The organism is Pseudomonas sp. M5 (assembly GCF_016907075.1).
Classification (GTDB): Bacteria; Pseudomonadota; Gammaproteobacteria; order Pseudomonadales; family Pseudomonadaceae; genus Aquipseudomonas; species Aquipseudomonas putida_E.
Window position 1 is genome coordinate 3,609,994 of the sequence record NZ_JAFBBH010000001.1, and the last position, 17,145, is coordinate 3,627,138.

Annotated in this window: 15 protein-coding genes; 4 read left to right on the plus strand and 11 right to left on the minus strand. The window is 58.8% G+C overall.

Annotated features, from left to right (window positions below; genetic code table 11):
* Positions 1-7: 7 nt before the first annotated feature.
* The 3 genes from arsH (at position 8) to arsJ (ending at position 3,092) form a co-directional block, all read left to right on the plus strand.
* Positions 8-724: an arsenical resistance protein ArsH gene (gene arsH, locus JOE27_RS16450; protein WP_204919228.1), complete on the plus strand. Its 717-nt coding sequence runs from the start codon at positions 8-10 to the stop codon at positions 722-724.
* 121 nt (positions 725-845) lie between these two features.
* Positions 846-1,850 (plus strand): ArsJ-associated glyceraldehyde-3-phosphate dehydrogenase, encoded by a 1,005-nt coding sequence (locus JOE27_RS16455; protein ID WP_204919230.1) that lies wholly within the window; start codon positions 846-848, stop codon positions 1,848-1,850.
* Between the two features lie 9 nt (positions 1,851-1,859).
* A complete protein-coding gene (gene arsJ, locus JOE27_RS16460) occupies positions 1,860-3,092 on the plus strand; it encodes an organoarsenical effux MFS transporter ArsJ (protein ID WP_204919232.1) in 1,233 nt (410 codons plus the stop codon).
* A 59-nt stretch (positions 3,093-3,151) separates the two neighbouring features.
* Here the strand turns inward: arsJ and JOE27_RS16465 are convergent, their stop codons facing one another.
* The 3 genes from JOE27_RS16465 to JOE27_RS16475 all read right to left on the minus strand — a co-directional run bounded on the left by JOE27_RS16465 (position 3,152) and on the right by JOE27_RS16475 (position 6,724).
* On the minus strand, positions 3,152-4,027 hold the full coding sequence (locus JOE27_RS16465; RefSeq protein WP_115273200.1) for an isocitrate lyase/phosphoenolpyruvate mutase family protein: 876 nt from the start codon (positions 4,025-4,027) through the stop codon (positions 3,152-3,154).
* A 117-nt stretch (positions 4,028-4,144) separates the two neighbouring features.
* The gene (dctA, locus tag JOE27_RS16470) at positions 4,145-5,452 is read right to left on the minus strand and encodes a C4-dicarboxylate transporter DctA (RefSeq protein WP_115273201.1); all 1,308 of its coding nucleotides are present in this window, start codon (positions 5,450-5,452) and stop codon (positions 4,145-4,147) included.
* Between the two features lie 102 nt (positions 5,453-5,554).
* On the minus strand, positions 5,555-6,724 hold the full coding sequence (locus JOE27_RS16475; protein ID WP_089230364.1) for a mandelate racemase/muconate lactonizing enzyme family protein: 1,170 nt from the start codon (positions 6,722-6,724) through the stop codon (positions 5,555-5,557).
* 99 nt (positions 6,725-6,823) lie between these two features.
* On the opposite strand from JOE27_RS16475, the gene JOE27_RS16480 reads away from it, so the two are divergent.
* The gene (locus tag JOE27_RS16480; protein ID WP_115273202.1) at positions 6,824-7,717 is read left to right on the plus strand and encodes a LysR substrate-binding domain-containing protein; all 894 of its coding nucleotides are present in this window, start codon (positions 6,824-6,826) and stop codon (positions 7,715-7,717) included.
* Between the two features lie 223 nt (positions 7,718-7,940).
* On the opposite strand, the gene glmS is transcribed toward JOE27_RS16480, so the two are convergent.
* The 8 genes from glmS to JOE27_RS16520 form a co-directional block, all read right to left on the minus strand.
* Entirely contained in the window at positions 7,941-9,776 is a 1,836-nt protein-coding gene (gene glmS, locus JOE27_RS16485) for a glutamine--fructose-6-phosphate transaminase (isomerizing) (protein WP_046786781.1), read from the minus strand.
* A gap of 2 nt (positions 9,777-9,778) precedes the next feature.
* On the minus strand, positions 9,779-10,555 hold the full coding sequence (locus JOE27_RS16490) for a DeoR family transcriptional regulator (protein WP_039602579.1): 777 nt from the start codon (positions 10,553-10,555) through the stop codon (positions 9,779-9,781).
* A 214-nt stretch (positions 10,556-10,769) separates the two neighbouring features.
* Positions 10,770-12,137: a bifunctional UDP-N-acetylglucosamine diphosphorylase/glucosamine-1-phosphate N-acetyltransferase GlmU gene (glmU, locus tag JOE27_RS16495; protein WP_046786782.1), complete on the minus strand. Its 1,368-nt coding sequence runs from the start codon at positions 12,135-12,137 to the stop codon at positions 10,770-10,772.
* A 120-nt stretch (positions 12,138-12,257) separates the two neighbouring features.
* A complete protein-coding gene (locus JOE27_RS16500; RefSeq protein WP_012316945.1) occupies positions 12,258-12,677 on the minus strand; it encodes a F0F1 ATP synthase subunit epsilon in 420 nt (139 codons plus the stop codon).
* A gap of 43 nt (positions 12,678-12,720) precedes the next feature.
* On the minus strand, positions 12,721-14,097 hold the full coding sequence (atpD, locus tag JOE27_RS16505; RefSeq protein ID WP_016489910.1) for a F0F1 ATP synthase subunit beta: 1,377 nt from the start codon (positions 14,095-14,097) through the stop codon (positions 12,721-12,723).
* Between the two features lie 27 nt (positions 14,098-14,124).
* Positions 14,125-14,985: a F0F1 ATP synthase subunit gamma gene (gene atpG / locus JOE27_RS16510; protein WP_046786783.1), complete on the minus strand. Its 861-nt coding sequence runs from the start codon at positions 14,983-14,985 to the stop codon at positions 14,125-14,127.
* Between the two features lie 48 nt (positions 14,986-15,033).
* The gene (atpA, locus tag JOE27_RS16515) at positions 15,034-16,578 is read right to left on the minus strand and encodes a F0F1 ATP synthase subunit alpha (RefSeq protein WP_021785310.1); all 1,545 of its coding nucleotides are present in this window, start codon (positions 16,576-16,578) and stop codon (positions 15,034-15,036) included.
* 21 nt (positions 16,579-16,599) lie between these two features.
* Positions 16,600-17,136: a F0F1 ATP synthase subunit delta gene (locus tag JOE27_RS16520; RefSeq protein ID WP_003253191.1), complete on the minus strand. Its 537-nt coding sequence runs from the start codon at positions 17,134-17,136 to the stop codon at positions 16,600-16,602.
* Positions 17,137-17,145: the final 9 nt, after the last annotated feature.

A 17,145-nucleotide genomic window follows, 5' to 3' on the forward strand; every position in this document is an offset into this window, starting at 1 on the left:
GTAAATCATGACCGAACACCACATCCCCAACATCGACAACGATCTGGTCGACCTGCCGACCGCAGCCAAACTGGCAGTCGAGCAAAAGTCCACCCATAAGCCTCGCATCCTGCTGCTGTACGGATCGACCCGAGAACGCTCGTTCAGCCGCCTGCTGACGGAAGAAGCAGCACGCCTGCTGGAGCACTTCGGTGCCGAGACGCGCATCTTCAATCCGACCGGCCTGCCATTGGCGGACGACGCCCCCGATGACCACCCCATGGTCAAGCAGCTGCGCGATCTGGTGCTGTGGTCCGAAGGCATGGTCTGGTGCTCGCCAGAACGCCACGGTGCAATGACCGGCGTGTTCAAGTCGCAGATCGACTGGATTCCATTGAGCATGGGCGCCGTGCGCCCGACCCAAGGCAAAACCCTAGCGGTGATGCAGGTCTGCGGTGGCTCGCAGTCGTTCAACGTGGTCAACCAGCTGCGCGTCCTCGGCCGCTGGATGCGCATGTTCACCATCCCTAACCAGTCGTCCGTGCCGAAGGCCTATCTGGAATTCGACGAGGCGGGCCGCATGAAGCCCTCTTCGTACTACGACCGTGTCGTCGACGTTATGGAGGAGCTGGTGAAGTTCACCCTGCTGCTTCGTGATCGCTCCGACTACCTGGTCGATCGCTACTCCGAGCGCAAGGAGTCGGCTGAAGAGCTTTCCAAACGCGTTAATCAACGATCCATCTGAGGCTTTCTGAGCAGGCAACTGCACCCGTATCCCGTGCTGGCAACGCTGCGCACGTTGGGTACATCAACCAGTTCAGCGACACCCTCTGACCATTCGCTAATCGCGATCCGAGAACAAGAACATGGCTATCAAAGTAGGTATCAACGGGTTTGGCCGTATTGGCCGCTTGGCGCTTCGCGCGTCCTGGGACTGGCCAGAATTCGAGTTTGTGCAGATCAATGACCCGGCCGGTGACGCCGAGACCCATGCCCATCTGATCAACTTCGATTCGATCCACGGACGCTGGCACCGTGAAGCCCGCGCAGAAGGTGACGCGGTAGTGATCGAGGGCAAGCGCATCAAGGTCACCGCGAACAAGACCATCGCGGACACAGACTGGTCGGGCTGCGATCTGGTCATCGAGGCCAGCGGCAAGATGAAGTCGGTAGCCGTGCTCCAGGCCTACCTGGATCAGGGCGTCAAACGCGTGGTGGTCTGCGCTCCAGTGAAGGAAAAAGGCGCACTGAACGTGGTGATGGGCGTCAACCAGCACCTGTTCGACCCGGCGCAGCACCGTATCGTCACCGCCGCTTCTTGCACCACCAACTGCCTGGCCCCGGTGGTCAAGGTGATTCACGAGAACCTGGGCATCCGCCACGGCTCGATCACCACCATTCACGACCTCACCAATACCCAGAGCATCCTCGATACACCGCACAAGGACCTGCGGCGCGCGCGTGCCTCGGGCATGAGCCTGATACCGACCACCACAGGCTCGGCCACCGCAATCGCCGAGATCTTCCCCGAGCTGCGCGGCAAGCTGAATGGTCACGCCGTGCGTGTACCGCTGGCCAATGCCTCGCTGACAGACTGCGTGTTCGAAGTGGAACGACAGACGACGGCTGAAGAGGTCAACGCGCTGCTGAAAGCCGCTGCCGAAGGGCCGCTGAAGGACATCCTGGGCTACGAAGAGCGCCCCTTGGTGTCCATCGACTACCGCACCGATCCACGCTCCTCAATCATCGATGCGCTGTCCACCCTGGTGGTCAATGGTTCCCAGGTGAAGATCTACGCCTGGTACGACAACGAGTGGGGCTACGCCAACCGTGCAGTTGAGCTGGCACGCTTGGTCGGCGCAGCGGAGTAAACAGCGATCATGAAGGCGTTGTCAGCCCTGCCTGCACAAGTGCGTCAGTACCTGCTGGTTACCGGCAATTACTGGGCCTTCACCCTCACCGACGGCGCATTGCGCATGCTGGTGGTGCTGCACTTCCATTCGCTGGGCTACACGCCGCTGCAGATCGCGGCGCTGTTCCTGTTCTACGAAGTGTTCGGTGTGATCACCAATCTGGTGGGCGGTTACCTCGGCGCCCGCCTGGGGCTCAACCGCACCATGAACATCGGCCTTGGCATGCAGGTTGTGGCCTTGCTGATGCTCACGGTACCGGCAGCCGGGCTGACGGTGCCGTGGGTGATGGCCGCCCAGGCGCTATCCGGCATCGCCAAGGACCTGAACAAGATGAGCGCCAAAAGCTCCATCAAGCTCCTGGTCCCGGACAGCCAGCAAGGCACGCTCTACAAGTGGGTGGCCATCCTCACGGGCTCCAAGAACGCGCTCAAAGGCGTCGGCTTCTTCCTCGGGGGAGCACTGCTTGCGCTGCTTGGTTTCACCCTGGCGGTGCTGGCCATGGCAGCAGTACTGGCTCTGATCTGGATCGGCAGTTTGATGCTGCTGAAAAAGGACTTGGGCAAAGCCAAGGCCAAACCGAAGTTCCGCGACATGCTGTCCAAGAGCCGGGCCATCAACATCCTCTCGGCCGCACGGCTGTTTTTGTTCGGTGCGCGGGACGTCTGGTTCGTGGTGGCGTTGCCGGTGTACCTGAGCACGGCGTTTGGCTGGGACTTCTGGCTGGTCGGTGGTTTCTTGGCCGCGTGGGTGATCGGCTATGGCATCGTCCAGTCGCTTGCTCCTCACATCACCGGCAAGAAGCGCGGTCATGTGCCCGATGGCAGAGCGGCCTTCATCTGGGCAATCGCCCTGGCCGGGCTCCCTGCGCTCATAGCCGTGGGCCTGTCGGCAGGCTGGTCGGCGCAGCTGGTGCTGCTCGGTGGGCTGATGCTGTTCGGCGTGCTATTCGCGGTGAACTCATCGCTGCACAGCTACCTGATCGTCAGCTATGCCAAGGAAGACGGCGTCTCCCTGGATGTAGGCTTCTACTACATGTCCAACGCCCTCGGTCGCTTGGTCGGCACGTTGCTGTCAGGTTGGGTGTTCCAAGCTTATGGGTTAGAGGCTTGTTTGTGGGTCTCCAGCATCTTCGTATTGGCTGCCGCACTCATCTCGATCGCATTGCCCAGGCACAGTGAGATTGCACACCAGGCAAACTGATCAGTGAGGAAATGCGGGGACCGTCAGGCCTCCGCTTTCACCGGGCCGCGTGGGATGACTCAGCGTGGCGAGTCGTGCCCTACCTTCAGATACGTCTTCGTCCACTCTCGATAACTTTCGACGCGCGTGTACTTCGAAATCAGCTCAGGGAGGGAGAGTTCGCGCCCCTGTGAACCGCTTTGCTCACGCAGCGCTTGGTAGATCGACTTGATCGCTGAAAAATAAGGAGTATGCCCATTGACCACGATGCGCACATTGGCCGCGCTGAGTTTTTCAACATCACTGAGGGCCGGATTACCGTAGTTGATAAGCATGATCGGCGTGGTGAGGTGTTCCGTGAGTGCCGCTAGGTGATGGAAGTCTTTGACCCCGACCAAGCAGATAGCATCTGCACCCGCTTTCTCATAGGCCGCAGTACGAGCGATAGAATCTTCCAGAGTGGTTGCGGCCACGTTCGTTCTGGCGATGATGCTGAGGCTGTCATCCGAGCGGGAAAATCGAGCAGCGTAGATCTTGGCTGCTGCCTCTTCCCCTCCGATCAACGCCGGCGATTGCTCTTCGTATCTGGCCGGCAGATGAGTGTCTTCCAAAGTCAACGCGGCAACGCCGGCTTTCTGTAACTCAGTGACTGTGCGCATGACATTCAGCGCATTCCCAAACCCATGGTCAGCGTCAGCGATGATAGGGATTTGGCTCGCACGCCCAACTCTGTTGACCTGCTCGACATACTCATCAAGCGTCAGGAGTGCAATGTCCGGTGCCCCAAGCACTTGAAGCGAGGCGACAGACCCTCCCTGTATACCCACCTCGAAACCGAGGTCGGATGCCATACGCACCGATATGGGATCGAATACGGAAGCAGCAAATTTACAGACATGTCCTTGAAGCAAATCACCAAACGCCTTGCGCAATTCATGATGCGATCGCTCGATCATATTCGGCTCCATCAAATTCATTCAGCTGGTGCAGAGCACGCTTTGCGGGGCTAAAGAAACCAGATCACAACCGATCATCGCCGACTTTCAAGCGCGATGACCGGAAGTGAAGGTGAGTCACTTATGCGCCAGCAAGGCCTTCCTTGCCGCCTTTTCCTGTTTCATGGCTGCGATTTCTCGTTCACAAGCTTCGACATCAAAGGAGTTGTCCCACTTGGCGATCGCGATGGTGCCGATGCCATTACCGATCAGGTTGGTCACCGCCCGCGCTTCGTTGAGGAACCGATCGATGCCCAGCAGCAGCACAAGGCCTACCAGCGGAATGGAATGGATAGTTGTGAGCGTTGCAGCCAGCGTTACAAACCCCGCACCCGCAACGCCAGCCGAGCCTTTGGAGGTCAGCAGGAATACGGCCAGCAGAATCATTTGATCCATGAATGTCAGCGGCGTGTTGGTCGCTTGGGCGATGAAGATGGCAGCCATTGTGAGGTAGATGCATGTGCCGTCCGCGTTGAAGGTGTAGCCCGTAGGCAGCACCATGCCGACCACCGATTTCTTGCAGCCAAGCTTCTCCAGTTTCACCATCATTCTCGGAAGCACGGCTTCGGTTGAGCAGGTACCTAGGGTGATGAGAATTTCATCTTTGAAGTAACGGAGGAACTGCATCAGCGGCATTCCGGACCATCTGGCGACGGCACCGAGCACGACCACAATGAATATCAGAGTGGTGATATACAGTGCGATCAGCAATTGGCCGAGTGACAGCAACGTGCCGATACCGTACTTGCCAATGGTGAATGCCATGCCGGCACCGGCGCCGATCGGAGCGAGGCGCATGACCATTGCGACGATTTTGAACAGGCCTTGAAGGAACAAGTCGATGGTATTGATCAGCGGCTTGCTGGTTTCACCCATCTGCACCAGAGCGACGCCCATCAAGACAGAAAGCAGGATCACCTGCAGCATTACGCCGTTGGAGAAAGCGCCGACGAAGGTATGCGGGATGATATTGAGGAAGAATTCGATCGTGCCGCCTTGTTCACTCGCGGCTTGGCTGTATTTGCTGATGGCACTGCCATCGAGGGCGTTGGCATTGATGTTCATGCCTTCGCCGGGTTTAACGATGTTGACCACAATGAGGCCGACGACCAAGGCAATGGTCGACAGTATCTCGAAGTAGATAAGCGCCTTAACGCCAATTCGGCCAACCTCTTTGATGCTGCCCATCTTGGCGATACCAACAACGACAGTACCGAAGATGATCGGTGCCAAGAGCATCTTGATCAGTTTGATGAAGCCATCGGCGAAAGGTTGGAGCTTGGCACCGATATCGGGTAAGAAGTAACCGATTGCCGCGCCGATCACGATGCCGATCAGCACTTGCACATACAGCTGGCCGTACCAGCGGGATTTGGAAATTTCCACGAAAGCACCTCATTTTATTTTTGTGATGGGCATGTGGCTTGGCGGTGCTGCGCTCCGCCTGGTACTGCGGCCTCTTCTACAGAGACCGCATACCGAGGATGATCAACCCTCGCCCAGCTCACGCATCACTGCGTACAAGGCGGATTTGGCTTCAAAGCCCACACCCGGAATGTCGGGCAGGCCGACGTAGCCGTTTTCAACCTTGATGCCGTCCGCGAAGCCGCCGAACGGCTGGAAAACATCCGGGTACGACTCGTTACCACCAAGGTGCAGGCCGGCGGCAATGTTGAGCGACATCTGGTGGCCACCGTGGGGTACAACGCGGCGGGAAGACCAGCCCATTTCTTCCATCACCTTGAGGGTGCGCATGTATTCGACAAGGCCGTAAGACAGCGCGCAGTCGAACTGCAGATAGTCACGATCAGGTCGCATACCGCCGTGGCGCAGCAGGTTGCGGGCGTCCTGATGAGAGAACAGGTTTTCGCCAGTGGCCATAGGCAGTTCATAGTGATTTGCCAGCTCAGCCTGCAGCGCGTAGTCGAGCGGATCACCGATCTCTTCGTACCAGAACAGGTTGTATTTCTTGATGGCTTCGGCGTAGGCGATGCCGGTCTGCAGATCGAAGCGCCCATTGGCATCGACGGCCAGGCGGCGGCCGTCGCCAACCACTTCAAGCACGGCTTCGATACGGCGGATGTCCTCGTCCAGCGGGACCGCGCCGATCTTCATTTTCACGACGTCGTAGCCGCGGTCGAGATAGCTCTGCATCTCGGCTTTGAGCTTGGTTTGATCTTTGCCAGGGTAGTAATAGCCGCCGGCTGCGTACACCCAGACTTTATCGTCGGCGACGCCGTTGCGGTAACGATCAGCGAGCAAGCGGTACAGCGGTTTTCCTTCGATTTTTGCTACGGCATCCCAAACCGCCATGTCGATGGTGCCCACGGCGACAGAGCGCTCACCGTGACCTCCTGGTTTCTCGTTGGTCATCAGGGTTTTCCAGATGGCAAACGGGTCCAGGTTGTTGTTTTCGTGGTCGATGAGAGTCTCTGGGTCTGCTTCAGTGATACGTGCAAGGAAGCGGTCACGCATCAAAGCGCCTTGGCCATAGCGACCGTTGGAGTTGAAGCCATAGCCGATGACCGGCTTACCGTCGCGAATCACATCCGTGACAACAGCGACGACCGAGCAGGTCATCTTGGAAAAATCGATATAGGCATTGGCGATTGGCGAGGCAATGGAAACGGTTTTTTCACGGATGTCGACGATACGCATGACGGGTTCCTCTTGTTGTATGTGACCCCACGTTATGCTTTGAGGTAGCGCTCGCCCAATGCTATTAATGCCGGACCCTATGCACAGGAGGCATGGCCCTTGGAACTTGTTTGGCTAGAAGATCTTTCAGCGCTGGCGGAGTACGGAAGCTTCGTGCGGGCGGCCGAAGCGCGACACGTAACCCAGCCGGCCTTCAGCCGCAGAGTCCGCTCTCTTGAGAACTGGATGGGAGTTGAGCTGTTCGTGCGCTCACCACATGGAGCCACGCTCACCGAGGCTGGCAGGCATATCTTGCCCAGTGCCCAAGAAGCGGCCCGATCCTTGTACCGGATACGCAGCGAAGCTCAAGAGGTCGCAGGGGTAGCAGCCAGGTCACTACAATTCGCAGCGACACACTCCCTCTCGTTTACATTCTTCCCGAAGTGGCTCCGGAGTTCCGAAAGCGGTGCGCCAATCGAGGCAGTTCAACTGCACTCAGATAGCATGGCCGTTTGTGAGCAAATGCTGATTCATGGCCAGGTTCAGTTTTTGCTATGCCACCGCCACCCCGACGTACCGCCGCTATTGGCACCCGAACAGTTCACCAGCAAGAAGGTAGGCGAAGACACTCTCGTTCCGCTTGCCAGTGCCCGCGCTGACTTCGGTACTTCTCCTGCGGCATTGCCTTACCTCGCCTACACCCATGAATCCGGACTGGGCCGTATCGTCGCGCACAGACTGCGCGGCAAAGAAGATTACCTTCACCTCAAGCCCCTGTTCACCAGTCACCTTGCAGCGGTGTTGATGTCCATGGCCTTGGAAAGCAAGGGCGTGGCGTGGCTACCCAAGAGCCTTACGGAGCAGGAGATACTGGACGGGCGTTTGATCCGGGCGCTCGATGAAAGCTGGGACATTCCCCTGGAAATTCATCTGACCCGGCCAAAAGCAACCCTCAGTCAGTCTGCAGAAACATTCTGGGCCAGGGCGGGAGTTGATCAGTCGCCTGCAATGTAAGGCGACGCGGGATGGCGCTTGTCACGTACGACGAAAGAGTTTCATCAGCCTTAATTGGGAAGGCTGCGAGAAAACGCCAGTCTGAGGTAGGGGAGAAGCAGGGAGGCTTGTAAAACCGCCGGTAGAGGAAAAGCGAACGCTTCCCCCTCTACCGGCGGCAGTTTCAATTGTTCGACGACCGTTTTAATTCAACGAAACCAATTGGCCTCTTGGCCGCCGATGCTTATTCCACCGTCACCGACTTAGCCAAGTTACGCGGCTGGTCAACATCAGTGCCCTTGAGCACCGCCACGTAGTACGACAGCAACTGCAGTGGAATGGTGTACAGGATCGGTGCCAGCGCGTCAGCGATATGCGGCACCTTGATTACATGGGTACCTTCGCCGTTGCTCATACCGGCGTGCTCATCGGCGAACACCACCAGCTCACCACCCCGGGCGCGGACTTCCTGCAGGTTCGACTTGAGTTTCTCCAGCAGCTCGTTGTTCGGCGCTACCGTTACCACCGGCATGTCGTTATCCACAAGCGCCAGCGGGCCATGCTTGAGCTCACCCGCCGGGTACGCTTCGGCGTGGATGTAGGAAATCTCTTTGAGCTTGAGCGCACCCTCCATCGCAACCGGGTACTGCGCACCACGGCCCAGGAACAGGGTGTGGTGCTTGTCGGCGAACAGCTCGGCGATCTTTTCGACGGTGTGGTCCATGGCCAGGGCTTCGCCCAGGCGTGCCGGCAGGCGACGCAGCTCTTCGACCAGCTCCGCTTCCACACCAGCCTCGAGGGTGCCACGCACCTGGCCCAGGGCCAGGGTCAGCAGCATCAGCGATACCAGCTGGGTAGTGAACGCCTTGGTCGACGCCACGCCGATTTCCGGGCCGGCCAGTGTCAGCAGGGTCAGGTCGGATTCGCGTACCAGCGAGCTGATACCCACGTTGCAGATGGCCAGGCTGCCGAGGAAGCCCAATTCCTTGGCATTGCGCAGGGCAGCGAGGGTGTCGGCAGTTTCGCCAGACTGGGAAATCGAAACGAACAGGGTGTCCGGCTGGACCACCACCTTGCGGTAGCGGAACTCACTCGCTACTTCGACCTGGCAAGGGATGCCGGCCAAGCTTTCCAGCCAGTAACGGGCAACCATGCCGGCGTGGTAGCTGGTACCACAGGCCACGATCTGCACGTTGCGCACCTTGGCGAACAGTTCAGCAGCCTGTGGGCCAAAGGCCTGGACCAGCACATGGTCCTTGCCCAGGCGGCCTTCCAGAGTGCGCTGAACCACGGTCGGCTGCTCGTGAATCTCCTTGAGCATGAAGTGGCGATATGCGCCCTTGTCAGCGGCTTCGGCGCCTTCGTGATACTGCACGGTTTCGCGCTGGACCGCGTTGCCGGCCTGATCCCAGACCTTCACCTGGTCACGGCGGATCTCAGCGATGTCGCCCTCCTCCAGGTACATGAAGCGGTCAGTGACCTGGCGCAGCGCCAACTGGTCGGAAGCCAGGAAATTCTCACCATGGCCAAGGCCAATCACCAACGGGCTGCCACTGCGCGCGGCAACCAGACGATCGGGTTGTTTCACGCTGATCAGCGCCAGGCCATAGGCACCGTGCAGGCGCTTGACCGCTGACTTCAGTGCGTCCGCCAGGTCCGGGATGGTCTTGAGAGTATGGTGGATCAGGTGGACGATAACCTCGGTATCGGTTTGCGAAACGAACACATAGCCAAGGCCTTTGAGCTCTTCGCGCAGCTCTTCATGGTTTTCGATGATGCCGTTGTGTACCACTGCCACTTCTTCACCCGAGAAATGCGGGTGCGCATTGCCCTCGGTCGGTGCGCCGTGGGTAGCCCAACGGGTGTGGGCAATGCCCAACTGGCCGATCAGCGGGTCGGCAGCGTTGGCAGCGTCCAGTTCAGCGACCTTGCCGATGCGGCGCCGGCGCTGCAGTTCACCTTGCTGGGTATAAACGGCAAGGCCGGCGCTGTCGTAGCCGCGGTACTCGAGCCGCTTGAGGCCTTCGATGAGAATGGCGGTGATGTTGCGTTCAGCTACGGCGCCAACGATTCCACACATGATTATTTCTCCTGGCTGATCGCGGCGCAGATCAGGTTGACGCCGCGGGCTTGAATCTGTTCGCGTGCCGCTGCTGGCAGGCGTTCGTCTGTAATGAGGGTGCTGACACTGCCCCAAGGCAGTTCAAGATTGGGGATCTTGCGCCCGACCTTGTCGGATTCGACCATCACGATCACCTCGCGGGCCACTTCGGCCATGACTCGGCTCAGGCCCAGCAGCTCATTGAAAGTCGTGGTGCCGCGGTTGAGGTCGATGCCATCTGCGCCGATGAACAACTGGTCGAAATCGTATGAGCGCAGTACCTGCTCGGCGACCTGGCCCTGGAACGACTCGGAGTGCGGGTCCCAGGTGCCGCCGGTCATCAGCAGTACCGGTTCATGCTCAAGCTCGCTAATGGCGCGGGCCACGTTCAAAGAGTTGGTCATCACCACCAGGCCTGGCTGGCGGCCGAGCTCCGGGATCATCGCGGCAGTAGTGCTGCCACTGTCGATGATGATCCGCGCGTGTTCACGGATACGGCCGACAGCAGCGCGGGCGATGGCTTTCTTGTAGGCAGACACTGGCTGTGCGGTTTCCCCAAGCATCTCCTGCGGAACCGGTACCGCGCCGCCGTAGCGACGCAGCAGCAAGCCATTGGCCTCTAGGGCCGCGAGGTCCTTGCGTATGGTGACTTCCGACGTTTCAAAGCGCTTGGCCAACGCGTCCACACTGACCTCACCTTGCTCGCTGAGCATGGCCAGGATGTTGTGACGGCGTTGGGGGGTATTTCGTTTCGACATGGGCGCTTAAGTTTCGATTCGAAAGATAATGATTGCAATCAAAACCTATGAGAGAGATTTCGTCAAGGCTGTCGATCTGAAAAATCACCGGCCTGTGGATAAATAAATGCCACCGATCGCGGTGCAGCGGCTTGCCCCTCCGATGCCTTTACAGCCAATAAAAAAGCCGACTTATTCACACAGGTCGGCTTTCGATCGAACGGGCTGTGGATAATCAGCCCTTCTTGATCTTCTCCGGCCGCTTCCAGCCCTCGATGTTACGCTGACGCGCACGTCCCACGGCAAGTTGCCCAGCCTCGACAGTCTGGGTAATCGTCGAACCCGCCGCAGTCGTGGCCCCTGCCTTGATATCCACAGGCGCCACCAACGAGTTGTTCGAACCGATGAACACATCCTCGCCCATCACAGTCTTGAACTTGTTGGCGCCATCGTAGTTGCACGTGATGGTGCCAGCACCAATATTGGTGCGTGCCCCGATCTCGGCATCACCCAGGTAGCTCAAGTGACCCGCTTTGGCGCCTTCACCCAGGTGGGCATTCTTCAGTTCGACAAAGTTACCCACATGGGCCTTGGCATCCAGCACGCTGCCCGGGCGCAGGCGCGCGAACGGGCCGGCATCGCTACCCTCGCCCATCACGGCGCCTTCAATATGGCTGTTGGCCTTGACCACCACGCCTTTGCGCAGGGTGCTGTCCTTGATCACGCAGTTAGGCCCAATCTGAACGTCGTCCTCGATCACGACCTTGCCTTCGAGGATGACGTTGATATCGATCAGCACATCGCGACCAACGGTCACTTCACCACGCACGTCGAAACGAGCCGGGTCACGCAGGGTCACACCCTGTGCCATCAATCGTCGGCCTTCGCGCAGTTGATAGTGGCGCTCGAGTTCGGATAGCTGGCGCCGGTCATTGGCACCCTGCACTTCCATCGGGTCGTGCGGTTGTTCGGTAGCCACCACCAGGCCATCAGCCACTGCCATGGCGATGACGTCGGTCAGGTAATACTCACCTTGGGCGTTGTTGTTCGACAAACGCCCCATCCAGTCGGCAAGGCGAGCGGCTGGCAGGGCCAGGATGCCGGTATTGCCTTCCTTGATCGCTTTCTGCACATCGCTGGCGTCCTTGTGCTCGACGATCGCAGTCACCTTGCCTTGGGCATCACGCACAATGCGCCCGTAGCCGGTCGGGTCTTGCAGGTTAACGGTGAGCAGGCCCAGCTGCTGGTCGGTGGCCTTGGCCAGCAGGCGTTGCAGGGTTTCCACTTCAATCAGCGGTACGTCGCCATACAGCACCAGCACCGTGTCGGCAGTGATCGCCGGCAGCGCTTGGGCAACGGCATGCCCGGTACCCAGTTGCTTGTCCTGCATAACGAAATTCAGGTCGTCGGCTGCCAGGCGCTCACGCACCTGCTCCGCACCATGGCCAATCACTACGTGAATGCCTTGAGGCTGAAGCTGCCGTGCGCTGTGGATAACATGGCCGAGCATGGAATTGCCGGCCACCGGGTGCAGCACCTTGGGCAGCGCCGAGCGCATGCGGGTACCTTGGCCGGCGGCGAGAATAACGATATCGAGTGACATTGACTGGCTACCAATCCTGGGCGGTCAGAGAAATGACCGAGGGGGAATTCGGAAAAAGAAAAAGGGTAGCCGAGGCTACCCTTTTACTCAATCGCAACAGCAGTGATCAGCCGGGGCCGATTACTTGCCTTTGCGCATTTGCTGGACGGTACGCAGCTGAGCTGCGGCCTCGGCCAGACGTGCGGCGGCGGCGCCGTAATCGAAGTCCGCGCCTTTCAGACTCAGGGCGTTCTCGGCAGCCTTGAGGGCTTCCTGAGCCTGAGCTTCATCCAGGTCTGTAGCACGTTGCACGGTATCGGCAAGCACCTTGACCATGTTCGGCTGAACCTCGAGGAAACCACCAGAGATGTAATACACCTCTTGGGCGCCACCCTGCTTGGTCAGCGTGATCGGACCTGGCTTCAGATTGGTGATCAGAGGCGCGTGGCCTGGAGCGATACCAAGATCACCCAGGTTACCGTGCGCAACCACCATCTCGACCAGACCGGAGAAAATCTCTCCTTCCGCGCTGACGATATCGCAATGGACTGTCATAGCCATCTGCTTGCCTCAACCTGATAGCGCCCCTTGCGGGGCGCAGGAATTACAGTTTCTTGGCTTTCTCGATCGCTTCGTCGATGCTGCCGACCATGTAGAACGCTTGTTCTGGCAGGTGGTCGTAGTCACCTTTGAGGATACCGCTGAAGCCAGCGATGGTGTCTTTCAGGGAAACGTACTTACCTGGCGAACCGGTGAAAACTTCGGCCACGAAGAACGGCTGCGACAGGAAGCGCTGGATCTTACGAGCGCGGGCTACCAGTTGCTTGTCGGTCTCGGACAGTTCGTCCATACCCAGGATCGCAATAATGTCCTTCAGCTCTTTGTAGCGCTGCAGAACATACTGAACGCCACGAGCAGTGTCGTAGTGCTCATTGCCGATCACGTTCGGGTCCAGCTGACGCGAAGTCGAGTCCAGTGGGTCGACCGCTGGGTAGATACCCAGGGAGGCGATGTCACGGGACAGAACGACGGTGGCGTCCAGGTGGGCGAAGGTGGTCGCTGGCGACGGGTCGGTCAAGTCGTCCGCTGGTACGTATACGGCCTGGACGGAGGTGATCGAACCTTCCTTGGTGGAGGTGATGCGCTCTTGCAGAACGCCCATCTCTTCAGCCAGGGTCGGCTGGTAACCTACTGCCGAAGGCATACGGCCCAGCAGTGCGGATACTTCGGTACCGGCCAGGGTGTAACGATAGATGTTGTCGACGAACAGCAGAACGTCGTTACCTTCGTCACGGAACTTCTCAGCCATGGTCAGGCCGGTCAGCGCTACGCGCAGACGGTTTCCTGGTGGCTCGTTCATCTGACCGTAGACCAAGGCTACTTTGTCGAGAACGTTGGAGTCCTTCATCTCGTGGTAGAAGTCGTTACCCTCACGAGTACGCTCACCCACACCAGCGAACACGGAGTAACCGCTGTGTTCCATGGCGATGTTACGGATCAGTTCCATCATGTTTACGGTCTTGCCGACACCGGCACCACCGAACAGACCAACCTTACCACCCTTGGCGAACGGGCAAACCAGGTCGATAACCTTGATGCCGGTTTCCAGCAGGTCGTTGCCGCCTGCCTGGTCAGCGAACGAAGGCGCTGGCTGGTGGATACCGCGACGCTCTTCTTCGCCGATCGGGCCGGCTTCGTCGATCGGGTTGCCCAGTACGTCCATGATACGGCCCAGGGTGGCCTTACCAACAGGAACGGAAATGGCAGCACCGGTGTCGACGACATCCAGACCGCGCTTCAGGCCTTCGGTCGAGCCCATCGCAATGGTACGAACCACGCCGTCGCCCAGCTGCTGCTGAACTTCCAGGGTGGTTTCCGCGCCTTGTACTTTCAGCGCGTTGTATACACTCGGCACGACGTCACGTGGGAATTCCACGTCGATGACGGCGCCGATGATTTGAACGATACGTCCGCTACTCATAGCTGGATCCTCTGAATATGTGAACCGTTAAACCGCGGCAGCGCCGCCGACGATTTCCGAGATCTCCTGGGTGATCGCAGCCTGACGCGCCTTGTTGTAGATCAGCTGGAGCTCTTTGATCAAATCACCGGCGTTGTCTGTGGCGTTCTTCATCGCGATCATCCGGGCCGCTTGTTCAGCAGCGTTGTTCTCGACCACCGCCTGGTATACCTGCGACTCCACGTAACGCACCATCAAGCCGTCCAGCAGCTCTTTTGCGTCGGGTTCGTACAGGTAATCCCAGTGGTGCTTGAGTTCCTGATCCGGGGTTGCCACCAACGGTACCAATTGCTCGACCGTCGGCTTCTGGGTCATGGTATTGATGAACTTGTTCGAAACCACGCAGAGGCGATCGATACGGCCGTCCAGGTAGGCGTCCAGCATCACTTTGACGGAGCCGATCAGATCGTTGATCGATGGCTCTTCGCCCAAGTGGCTGATCGCGGCTACGACGTTGCCGCCAAAGATGCGGAAGAAAGTCGCACCCTTGCTGCCGATCACGCACAGGTCGATTTCCACGCCCTGTTCGCGGTTCGCGTTCATGTCCTTGACCAGGGCCTTGAACAGGTTGGTATTCAAGCCACCGCACAGACCACGGTCACTGCTCACCACAATATAACCGGCACGCTTTACAGGGCGCTCGATCATGAAGGGGTGGCGGTATTCCGGGTTGGCGTTGGCCAGATGACCGATCACCTGGCGGATACGCTCCGCGTAAGGACGGCTAGCAGCCATGCGCATTTGTGCCTTGCGCATCTTGCTGACCGCCACTTTCTCCATGGCGCTGGTAATTTTTTGCGTGCTTTTGATGCTCGCAATCTTACTGCGAATCTCTTTTGCGCCTGCCATGTATCACCTATCAGGTTAGCAAGCGGGGGCCTGAGCCCCCGCTGCGGCTTACCAGGTCTGGGTGGCCTTGAACTTCTCGATACCGGCTTTCAGGCCTGCGTCGATTTCGTCGTTGAAGTCACCCTTCACATTGATCTTCGCCATCAGTTCAGCGTGATCACGGTTGAAGAAGGCGATCAGTGCTTGCTCGAAGCTGCCGATCTTGGAGACTTCTACGTCAGTCAGGAAACCACGCTCAGCGGCGTACAGCGACAGGGCCATGTCCGCGATGGACATTGGCGCGTACTGCTTCTGCTTCATCAGCTCGGTAACGCGCTGACCATGCTCCAGCTGCTTGCGGGTCGCTTCGTCCAGATCGGAGGCGAACTGGGCGAATGCAGCCAGTTCACGGTACTGAGCCAGAGCGGTACGAATACCACCGGACAGCTTCTTGATGATCTTGGTCTGAGCAGCACCACCTACGCGGGATACCGAAACACCGGCGTTCACTGCAGGGCGGATGCCCGAGTTGAACATGGCCGATTCCAGGAAGATCTGACCGTCGGTGATGGAAATCACGTTGGTCGGAACGAACGCGGAAACGTCGCCAGCCTGAGTTTCGATGATCGGCAGCGCAGTCAGGGAACCGGTTTTGCCAGTTACAGCACCGTTGGTGAACTTCTCGACGTACTCTTCCGAAACGCGCGATGCACGCTCCAGCAGACGGGAGTGGAGATAGAACACGTCGCCTGGGTACGCTTCACGTCCTGGTGGACGGCGCAGCAGCAGGGAGATCTGACGGTAGGCAACGGCCTGCTTGGACAGGTCATCGTAAACGATCAGTGCGTCTTCGCCGCGGTCACGGAAGAACTCGCCCATGGTGCAACCGGCGTATGGCGCCAGGAATTGCAGTGCGGCGGATTCCGAAGCACTGGCAACCACCACGATGGTGTTGGCCAGGGCGCCGTTTTCTTCCAGCTTGCGAACGATGTTGGCAACGGTGGAACGCTTCTGGCCGACAGCAACATAAACGCAGAAAATACCGGAGTCTTTCTGGTTGATGATGGCGTCGATGGCCATGGCGGTCTTGCCGATCTGACGGTCACCGATGATCAGCTCACGCTGGCCACGGCCGACCGGGATCATGGCGTCGACGGACTTGTAGCCAGTCTGTACAGGCTGGTCTACCGACTTACGCCAGATCACGCCTGGAGCAACTTTCTCGACCGCGTCGGTCTCGGTGTTGCCCAGAGGACCTTTGCCATCGATCGGGTTGCCCAGTGCGTCGACTACGCGGCCCAGCAGTTCCTTACCAACCGGAACTTCCAGGATGCGGCCGGTGCACTTGGCGCTCATGCCTTCGGCGAGGGTGTCATAGGCACCCAGGATCACTGCACCTACGGAGTCTTGCTCCAGGTTCAGGGCCATGCCGTAGACGCCGCCAGGGAACTCGATCATTTCGCCGTACATGACGTCGGCCAGACCGTGGATCCGCACGATACCGTCGGAAACCGAAACGACGGTACCTTCGTTACGGGCTTGGGAGCTCACATCGAGGTTGTCGATGCGGCCCTTGATGATTTCACTAATTTCGGAAGGATTGAGTTGCTGCATTGCTCTGCTGCCCCTTCAAACTCAAGATTTCAATGCTTCGGCCAGTTTCGCGATTTTGCCGCGAACAGAGCCATCGATTACCAGGTCACCAGCGCGGATGACGACGCCGCCAATCAGGCTGGCATCCTCCGACGCGTGCAGGCGCACTTCCTGGCCTAACCGTGCACTGAGAACCTTGGCGAGTTTGTCTTGCTGTTCTTGGTTCAACGCGAAGGCACTGGTGACTTCCACGTCCACGGATTTCTCTTGCTCGGCCTTGTACAGGTCGAACAGAGCGGCAATCTCCGGCAGAAGCAGGAGACGGTCGTTTTCCGCGGCAACATGAATGAAATTCTGTGCCTGTGCATTGAACTTGTCACCGCACACGTCAATGAACGTGGCGGCCTTTTCTGCGCTCGTCAGTCGCGGGGCCTTGAGCAGGCGCTGCATGGTGTCGTCTTGCGACACCGCAGCAGCCAGGCCGAGCATGGCTGACCAATTGGCCAGTTGCTGATGGGCCTGGGCATGCTCAAAGGCAGCCTTAGCGTAAGGTCGGGCCAACGTGGTCAGTTCTGCCATGATCGCCCT